Raw genomic sequence first — 8646 nt, 5'->3', positions numbered from 1 at the left:
TTCATCTTTATTTATTATGTAATTTTAATTGAATTTTTAAAGTAATTTTTATTTTTTAATCATTTTTAGAATTTAAAACTTTATATTCTAATATTAAATCTTTTCCTGTATTATATGAATTTTTTAGTTCTAATTTAACACTATCTTTCATATAATCGAAACCTTCACCATCAAATAATGTTTTTGCATCTTTTCCACCTACAACCATTGGTGCAATACAAAGTCTAATTTCATTAATTAATCCTTCTTTTATCATTGAGAAATTAAGTGTTGAACCTCCTTCTAACATAAGTGTTTTAATTCCTTTTTTATATAAATAATCCATTAATTCAACTAAATTTACTTGTTTTTCACCTGATGGAAAAATATCTGCATATTTAGATAGTTCTTTAATTTTTTTATTTTCTTTATAATCATTTGCTACTGCAATTATTGTTGGTGCCATATCATTTAATACTTTATAATTAAGTGGTGTTTTTCCTTTACTATCTACTACTACACGTATTGGATTATCTTCTTTTTTAGCAGGTATTTTAGATACTGTAAGTTTTGGATTATCTTCTAGTACAGTATTTATTCCAACCATTATTCCATCAACTTCATATCTAAGTTTGTGAACTCTTATTAAGTCTTCTTTACATGATATTTCTGATGAGCCTGTTTTTGTAGCTATTTTTCCATCTAATGTCATTGCAGCATTTAGTATTACATATGGTTTCATATTATCAACTTATTATTTATTTAATAATATTATACTTTATATATACAAAGTATTTTTATATATTTTATACTAATTTTTAATTCTTATTTTTCAATTTGAGTTTAATTAATTTTTTAATTTTATTTAAATTTTAATTTTTATTTTTAGGTATAACTAAACATTTATATATTAGTTCTATCTAAACTTTAATTAGGAAATTTAGGTATAACTAAATTTAAAATTTTTAACAGATTTCTAAATTTCTTGAATTTATTAAAAATTCTAAATTTTACATAATGATTATGGTCATTATAAAATTCTAGGGTTTTAATAGATTATTAATTTATTTAGTAATTATTTATTTAATTACATAAAGGTAAATTAAAAGATTTTAACTATTTCAATTTTAAATAGGAAGGTGGATTTCAATGATTAAAAGTTTAGATCAATTAAAAACAGGTGAAGAAGGAAAATTAGTTTCCTATAATGATGGAGGAAGTACTGAATTAAAACGTCACTTAATGGGTATGGGTTTTGTTAAAGGTTCAAAAATTCAACTTAAAAAAATTGCTCCATTAGGGGATCCTTTTGAATATAAAATTAAAGGATATTCTATCTGTTTAAGGAAAGAAGAAGCTCGTAATATTGAAGTTGATGTTGAATAATTTTAATTTACTTTAACAATTTAATAATGGAGATTGTTTATGGAGAATATTAAAATTGGATTAGCAGGTAATCCTAATGTAGGAAAAACCACTTTGTTCAATAATTTAACTGGGCTCCATCAACACGTTGGTAACTGGCCAGGTAAAACAGTAGAACAAGCTGCAGGTCACTTTGTAGAGAATGGTGAAAGAATTGATGTGATTGATTTACCTGGTAATTATGCATTAAGTGCTCATTCTATTGAAGAAATTGTTTCAAGAGATTTCATTGTAGATGAAGATTCTGATGCTATTATCAATGTTATTGATGCAGCTAATCTAGAACGTAATTTATACTTAACAGTTCAAATGATGGAGTTAGATGCAAATTTAGGTATCGCTCTTAACATGAACAAATTAGCACGTAAAAATGGAATAGATATTGATGTAGATAAATTATCCGAATTATTAGGTGTTCCAGTAGTTCAAATTGAAGCTAACTCTGATATTGGTCATAATGATCTTATGAAAATGATTAAAGATCTTAAAGACCATCCTATTGAAAGTAAAAGGAAACTTGTTTATGGTGAGGAATTAAAAGAACATCTTGGTGATTTAGCTAAATTAATTTCAAAAGATAATAATTTACTTGATGTTTCTCCTTATTGGACTGCTATTAAGTTATTAGAAGATGATGAAATTGTAATGGATAAAGTTCAACAATCTTCTATGTCTAACCCAATATTCTTAGAAGTAAGAAAAGTTAAAAATCATTTAAAAGATCTTTACGGAGTATCTGCCGGAGAAGCAATTGCTAATGCTCGTTATGCTTTTATTGATGGTTTAATTAAGGAATGTGTACAACTTCCTAAAAATCCAAAACCAACAATGACTGGAAAAATTGATAGGATTGTAACAAACAGGGTTCTTGGTATTCCTATCTTTTTAATTATCATGTATATTGTTTTCCAAGTTACATTTACATTAGGTTCACCAATTCAAGATTGGCTTGATTCTATTGTTACAGCTATTGCTGATGGAACTGTAGCATTGATTGGTGAAAATGCTTTAAGTTCACTTTTAGCTGATGGTGTAATTTCTGGAGTTGGAAGTGTTTTAAGTTTCATTCCTCAAATTGTTTTACTGTTCTTATTATTAAGTATATTAGAGGATAGTGGTTATTTAGCAAGAGCTGCTTTCGTAATGGATAAAGTTATGCACAAAATTTTAGGTCTTCATGGAAAAGCATTTATTCCAATGATTCTTGGATTTGGTTGTGGAGTACCTGGAATTATGGCAACACGTACACTTGAACATGAAGAAGATCGTTTAGTTGCAATGTTACTTGTACCATTTATGTCATGTACTGCAAGATTGCCAGTATATCTTTTATTTGTTGGTATATTCTTTGCTTCATCTCAAGCAAATGTAATTTTCTCATTATATTTACTTGGAGTAGTTGTAGCTATTATTGTAGCGGCTATTATTAAAAAATTATTCTTTAAAGGAGTAAGTACACCGTTTGTAATGGAATTACCTACTTATAAAATCCCTACTGTTAAAGGTGTTCTTATGCACACTGGTGAAAAAACATGGGGATTCGTTAGAAAAGCAGGTACTATTATTTTAGCAGCAGCAATTATTGTATGGGTATTAAGTTACTTCCCAGCAGGTGTTGATTATGGATCACAAGCTAGTTATATTGGACAATTAGGTACATTTATTGCACCAATATTTAGTCCATTAGGATTTGGTAACTGGCAAGCTTCCTCTGCATTAATCTTTGGTATGGTAGCTAAAGAAGTTATTGTAGCAACCTTAACTTCAGTATTTGGTTCATTCCCTGGTGGAGCTACTGCAGGAATTACTGCAGCATTTACACCACTTACAGCATATGCATTCTTGGTATTCTGTTTATTATACATACCTTGTTTTGCAGCATTAGGTACTATAAAACAAGAATCTAATGGTTGGAAATGGCCTGCTGTAATGGTTTGTACTTGTTTAATTACTGCATATGTAGTATCATTTATTGTATTCCGTGTCGGATTACTTTTAGGATTCCATTAAAGTAAATTAAAACAAAGGGATTAAATATTTATTGATTAATATTTGTTTGTATAATACAAACTTATATTCATATCAATATTTTTTATATTTATTAGTTCTTTGTAGAATTAATTAATCTTATATTATATTTTTTTATGAGATTAATTAATTTTATAAAATACTATAAATTTTAAACACATTATTAAATTAGAATGTAATTTAAACACTTATTAGAAATAGTTATCGGTGATTATATGAAGTCTAAGTCCTGTTTAAGAGGTATTAATTTAAATAAGAATGATGATAAAAAAGAAGACCAAGATAATCAAAAGTAAAGTATATATGACATTAGTTATTGCTTTTATTATCTTGGCTTATTTAAAACTTGATTCCATAGTTTAAAGAAAATTTACTAATTCCTCCTTAGTTTTTTATATACATTAGTATTTTTTCTTTAATTTTATCCTAAGAGGTGATAAAATGAAAATTAAATGTAGAATGTGTGGATATGAATATGATCCAGAAGAAACTCAAGAAACTTGTGATGGTATTGGATGTTGTGGATGTGAAGAATGTAATGAAGCAATGTGTCCAAATTGTGGATATATGAATACAATTGCATATGAAGAAGAATTTGAGTTTATTGAAAAACTTAAAGCTAAAATTAAAGATAAAATTGCAGCAAAATAATGTTTTATTTTTAATTTTATAATTAAATTGAATATTAAAAAAGGAGAGTATAATAATGGAAGATCATGTAAGACCACCATGTTGTCAACATAAAGATGATGATGAAGAAGAATCTCAATCACATAAAATTTTAATGAAGATTAAAAATTTCTTCTTCGGATGTTGTAAATAATTTTTTTGTTTTTTTATTAATTTTTTATTAAATATCATTTATTCTATTAATTATTAATTATTTAATCTACTTTTCACTTATTTTTATTTGTTTTTATTAATTTTTATTCATATTTTTGTTTGTTTTTAATTTTTTTGTTGATTAAATGCTTATTAAAGTAAATATCTATTTTTTTTACTGTTTTTATTGTTTTTTCTTTGTTTATTTTTTTTACTTGGGGTTTATTGATTTTAATTAATTTAATTTTCATTAAATTTTTACATAATATTTAATTTATTTTTTTATAAAAGAATAATTATAAAATAAAATTATATTATATTTTTTAAAAAGAATAATATTATAAAAATTTATTGTTATTTTTTTATAAAAATATAAATATTATAATCAATATAAAAATAATCATTTAGGAATTTAATAAATGATAAGACTAGGATTAAAGAATGATAAAAAGGGATTTATACATTAATCAATTAAATGATCTTGTTAATACTAAAACTCTTAAGATTTTAACTGGGGTTCATGGTTGTGGTAAATCTTGTATTTTATTATCATTTGCTGATAGTCTAAAAGATGAGAAAAATAATGTAATATATTTAGATTTTAATTCATTAAAAAATAGAAATTATACTTCATACCTTAAACTCTATGATTTTTTATCAGAAAGAATTATGGATAATAAAATGAATTATATTATCTTTGATAATATTAGAAAAGTAGAAAACTGGTATGAAGTTATAAATTCACTTTCAGTTGATTATAATAATATTGATTTCTTTATTTCTGGTTTATCTGAGAATCTTGAAGATAGTGAATTATCAAAACATCTTTCTTGGCCAATTATTGAAGTAAATATTCTTCCATTATCATTTAAAGAATATTTAAAATTTAATGATGAATATTGGGATGATGATTTAGATATTAATGGTAAATTTAAGGATTATCTTCATTTTGGAGGATTTCCAGTAATATTTGAACATAAAAAATCAGATTTAATCTTTAATAATATAATTGAAGGTATATACAATACAATTATTTTTAAAGATTTAATTTCAAATTATAAAATTAAAAATCCTCTACTTCTTAATGAAATTTTTTATTTTACTATTAATAATTTAGGAGAATATTTATCTTCTAAAAAAATTTCAGAATACTTCATAACTGAAGGTGTAAAAACTACTCCAACAACAGTTTTAGAGTATTTAAAGTATTTTGATAAATCTTATCTTTTTTATTCAGTTAAAAGATTTAATCTTAAATGTGATGTATATCTTAGAACTCTTGAAAAACATTATGTCTGTGATTTAGGACTTAGAAACTTTATACTTGGTTTTGATGATGAATATTCAAATGGAGTTCTTGAGAATTTAGTGTATTTTGAACTTTTAAGAAGAAATTATAAAGTTTCAACAGTTAAATATAATGCTCATAAAGTAGATTTTATGGCTAAAAGTGTAGATAAGACAATTTATATTCAAATACTTAAAAATTTAGATGATGATTTATTAAATATGAAATTAGATGATTTAAATTCTATAAAAGATAATTATGAGAAAATGATTATAAGTTTTGATAAAACACATATAAAAAATATTCATGGAATTAAGATTGTAAATATTATTGATTTTCTATTAGAAGAAGATAATTTAATTGCTTAAGCTATTTAATTAAATATTTTATGATAATTTTGTCTTAAGTTTTAATTAATTAGTTTATTGCTTATTTATGAGTTTATTATTTAAGGTCTTAATTAGTTCAATTATAATAATCTTTATTTAGAATAATTTACATTAAGGAAGTTATATTATGTCTAATAAAAGAAATTTAGATAAAAAGTTTTTAGAAGCATGTTCATTATATGAAAATCATGATTTTGACATTGCTATGGAAATATTTAATCAATTGATTTTAGAAGATTATGAAACTGAGACTATTCTTCCATATTTAATAAAATATTATTTAAAAAATAATAATACAAATAAGGTTTTAGAATATTTAGATTACTATCTTGATGATGATTCTTCTAATTATGAACTTTTAATTTTAAAAGCATCTATTTTACTTAGAAAATATAAAGCAAATGATGCATTAGAAATTGTTAATTATATATTAGAAAAAGATCCTTTAAATGATTCTGCAATTATGATAAAATTATCTTCTCTTAAACATTTAGGTATGATTGATGAAATTAATAGTTTTCAAGATAATTTAGGTTTAAACTTAATTAATGATAATGAATTATCACATTTAAATAATATTTCTTCTAATAAAAACAGTTCTTCTAATAATAATATAAAATCATCATTAAATAAAAATAATAAAATTCCAAAAACAGAAGAGGATTTAGGTTTTGTAACTGCTGATTCTTATTTGGATAATTCTTCATCTAAAAATATTGAAATGGTTAATAAAGATAATAGTGATGAAAATTTAGGTTTTGTAACTGTTGATTCTTATTTGGATAATTCTTCATCTAAAATTAGTGAAGAGCTTAATAAAGATAATTTTACTGATAAGGAATTAAGTTTTGTAACTGCAGATAGTTTATATTCTAATAAAAAAGATACAAATGATAATATAGATTCTAAAGAGGATACTAATTATAATAATATTATAAATGATTTTGTTTCTGCTATTGGAGATAATATATATAATGGTAATAATTCTGATTTAATTTTTAATGAAGAATCTGATTATGATGAAAGTTCAAATTCTTTTAATGATAAAAATCAAGAAATTTCTATAAATACAGATACATCAACATCTAATAATATTGAAAGTTCAGATGAAGATATTGTTAATAAAGAGATTGATAATAGTATTGATGAAGATAATTTAGATTCTATTGATTTAATTAATGGTTCTTTTAACGAAAATAATTCTGAAGATTTAACCACATTTGAAATTGAAGATGATGTTGATTTGCCATTAATTACTGAGGATTATAGTAAAGATTTTATGGATGATGAAGATGATGTTGATTTGCCATTAATTACTGAGGATTATAGTAAAGATTTTAGTAATAAACCTGAAATTGATTTAGACTCTTTATTTAATTTTGATGAAGATGGTAATTTAATTGATGATGATTTTAATAAAGGTTTAAATGATGTTAATAGTAATGATGAATATGATTCTGTTATGGAAGTAGATGATATTAATGAAGAACTAAATAAATCTGATTCTAATAATAATGAAATAAGTTCTGATTTAGATAGTGTTGATAAAAATTTAGAAGATTCTGATTTTAATAATGATAATAATGAGGAATCATTAAATAGTAAAAAGGAATCTGTAAATTATAATAATAAACATAAACGCTTTAATCATCCTATTAGAATGCATCATTTCCGTGAATCTACTTTAGATTCATTTTTTAATTTTTCATAATTATTAAGTAATAAGTATAATTTACTTAATTACTAAATATTAAGTATAATTTAGTTTGATTAGTAATTATTAATGTTTTAATTATAATAAAATTTTTTTAATTTATATTAAATTATAAAGTGAATATTTTTCTATGACAAATAATGATTTTGAATTAGCAAATAAGTTTTTTAATAATAAACAATATGATAATGCTATAAATATTTATTCTAATTTATTAGATAAGAATTATAATGAAATTGAGTTAATTCCTTATATTATTAATTCTTATATTGCTTTAGATGATTTTGATTCATGTATTAAAATTTTTAAAAAATACTTATCTGATTCAAAGGACTCTGATAATGATATAAATATTTTAAATAATTGTTTAAATTTACTTAAAACATTAGAATTAGATGATTATGATTTTAATTTAAATTCTGCTAAAATACTTATTCAGTTTGGAAAAACTGATGAGGCAATTAAGTATCTTAATAATATTTTAGAAAATAATCCTGAAGATACTGTTAGTTCTAAATTGAAAGCTATTTTATTATATGATCAAAACAAATTAGAGGAATCTTTAAGTATATTAAATAATATTTTAGATAAGAATCCTAATGATTATCTTGCTCTTCAGTATAAAGGATATGTTCTTTTAAATCAGAAAAAATTAAAAGAAGGTATTGATGTTTTTGAAAAGGTTTTATCAATTTATGATAAAGATTATAATATTTGGAGACAATTATATTTTGCATATGCTTATTCTGGTGATTTAATGAAATCTTTAGATGTAAATAAAAATGCATTAAAAATATTTCCAGATAACTATATTTTATATTATGATAGATTAGAATTATTAGAAAGTATTAATGATTATAATGGTGTTTCTAATACTTTAGAAAAACTTAAAGAGTTAAAACCAGAATTTTTTAATGATTAATATTTTAAAATTAATATATTTAATTAAATAAGTATTATTAAAATTTTTTTATAAAAATTTAATTATTAGTTTTAATTAA

The 8646-nt window shown here is 22.4% G+C and carries 7 protein-coding genes; 6 read left to right on the top strand and 1 reads right to left on the bottom strand.

Going from position 1 to position 8646, the window contains the following annotated elements; genetic code table 11:
* Nucleotides 1-55: 55 nt before the first annotated feature.
* Nucleotides 56-721: a 2,5-diamino-6-(ribosylamino)-4(3H)-pyrimidinone 5'-phosphate reductase gene (locus BGI41_RS05240; RefSeq protein WP_088539224.1), complete on the bottom strand. Its 666-nt coding sequence runs from the start codon at nt 719-721 to the stop codon at nt 56-58.
* 407 nt (nt 722-1128) lie between these two features.
* On the opposite strand from BGI41_RS05240, the gene BGI41_RS05235 reads away from it, so the two are divergent.
* From BGI41_RS05235 to BGI41_RS05210, 6 genes are all read left to right on the top strand, one after another.
* Nucleotides 1129-1365: a FeoA family protein gene (locus tag BGI41_RS05235; protein ID WP_088539222.1), complete on the top strand. Its 237-nt coding sequence runs from the start codon at nt 1129-1131 to the stop codon at nt 1363-1365.
* A gap of 39 nt (nt 1366-1404) precedes the next feature.
* A complete protein-coding gene (gene feoB / locus BGI41_RS05230) occupies nt 1405-3414 on the top strand; it encodes a ferrous iron transport protein B (protein WP_088539220.1) in 2010 nt (669 codons plus the stop codon).
* Nucleotides 3415-3873: 459 nt separating this feature from the next.
* Nucleotides 3874-4083, top strand: coding sequence for a hypothetical protein (locus tag BGI41_RS05225; protein ID WP_233126327.1), 210 nt, complete (start codon nt 3874-3876; stop codon nt 4081-4083).
* A gap of 612 nt (nt 4084-4695) precedes the next feature.
* A complete protein-coding gene (locus BGI41_RS05220; protein WP_088539218.1) occupies nt 4696-5910 on the top strand; it encodes an ATP-binding protein in 1215 nt (404 codons plus the stop codon).
* A gap of 148 nt (nt 5911-6058) precedes the next feature.
* Nucleotides 6059-7642, top strand: coding sequence for a hypothetical protein (locus BGI41_RS05215; RefSeq protein ID WP_088539216.1), 1584 nt, complete (start codon nt 6059-6061; stop codon nt 7640-7642).
* A gap of 133 nt (nt 7643-7775) precedes the next feature.
* A complete protein-coding gene (locus BGI41_RS05210) occupies nt 7776-8567 on the top strand; it encodes a lipopolysaccharide assembly protein LapB (protein ID WP_088539214.1) in 792 nt (263 codons plus the stop codon).
* The last annotated feature ends 79 nt before the right edge of the window (nt 8568-8646 follow it).

Origin of the sequence: Methanobrevibacter sp. 87.7 (genome assembly GCF_002208625.1) — an archaeon.
Classification (GTDB): domain Archaea; phylum Methanobacteriota; class Methanobacteria; order Methanobacteriales; family Methanobacteriaceae; genus Methanarmilla.
The sequence above is the reverse complement of the archived record's forward strand: the minus strand, read 5'-3'. Positions and strand labels throughout refer to the sequence as shown.

Excerpts from the sequence above, each read along its gene's own strand:
- BGI41_RS05240 (WP_088539224.1), bottom strand. The coding sequence starts at position 721 with ATGAAACCATATGTAATACTAAATGCTGCAATGACATTAGATGGAAAA.
- BGI41_RS05235 (WP_088539222.1), top strand. The coding sequence starts at position 1,129 with ATGATTAAAAGTTTAGATCAATTAAAAACAGGTGAAGAAGGAAAATTA.
- feoB (WP_088539220.1), top strand. The coding sequence starts at position 1,405 with ATGGAGAATATTAAAATTGGATTAGCAGGTAATCCTAATGTAGGAAAA.
- BGI41_RS05225 (WP_233126327.1), top strand. The coding sequence starts at position 3,874 with ATGAAAATTAAATGTAGAATGTGTGGATATGAATATGATCCAGAAGAA.
- BGI41_RS05220 (WP_088539218.1), top strand. The coding sequence starts at position 4,696 with ATGATAAAAAGGGATTTATACATTAATCAATTAAATGATCTTGTTAAT.
- BGI41_RS05215 (WP_088539216.1), top strand. The coding sequence starts at position 6,059 with ATGTCTAATAAAAGAAATTTAGATAAAAAGTTTTTAGAAGCATGTTCA.
- BGI41_RS05210 (WP_088539214.1), top strand. The coding sequence starts at position 7,776 with ATGACAAATAATGATTTTGAATTAGCAAATAAGTTTTTTAATAATAAA.